Source organism: Ferdinandcohnia sp. SAFN-114 (assembly GCF_059415045.1).
The window spans coordinates 1-643 of sequence record NZ_JBPFDQ010000218.1 but is presented as its reverse complement, the minus strand read 5'-3'; the positions used below and the strand labels follow the sequence as shown (position 1 = coordinate 643).

Below are 643 nucleotides of genomic sequence, written 5' to 3'. Positions count from 1 at the left end.
GTGCTGCGAATATATTGTTGAAACTTATTGGGTTCATTTAAAAACTGGATAGCATCTTCGAAGCCATCTTCTAAAATGCGGATCGCTTTCTCCAGCTTTGAATCTTCTCCAAATCGTTCAAGAAATTCATCTTTAAACTTTCTGGCATCATCCACACTAACAGCTTCAAAAATTCTCTTTAATCCTAGTTTTTCTTCATCTACTCCTTTTTTAGGTAGTGTATTAAAGATATTTCGCTTGAGATGGACAGTACAACGTTGCCAAACGGTTCCAACAAAGACTTCTTTTAGAGCCTTTTTTAATCCGGGATGTGCGTCTGTAATAAATAGTCTTGGAGATTGTACTCCCCGAGATTGTAAGTGATGTAAAAAGGCTTTCCAAGCATCATAACTTTCTACGTGATCAACTCTTATCCCTAATATCTCTCGGCGGTTTTCTTCCGTAATGGCGGTAGCGATATAGACTGCCTTTGATACAACACGATTATGTTCGCGTACCTTAATATACATGGCATCAGCGAAAATATAAGGATAGTATGTTGTATTTAAAGGCCGGTTTGCCCAAGCTTGAACAATTGGGTCGAGTTGTTCCGTAAGAGAAGAAACAAAAGACTTCGAAACACTTTCTCCACAAAGTTGTTGGA

At 38.3% G+C, this 643-nt stretch carries 1 protein-coding gene; it reads right to left on the bottom strand.

Translation table 11 applies throughout. The features are described from left to right. On the bottom strand, positions 1-643 hold a 643-nt coding region (locus tag ACR65M_RS27045; protein ID WP_440274960.1), incomplete at both ends, for an IS256 family transposase.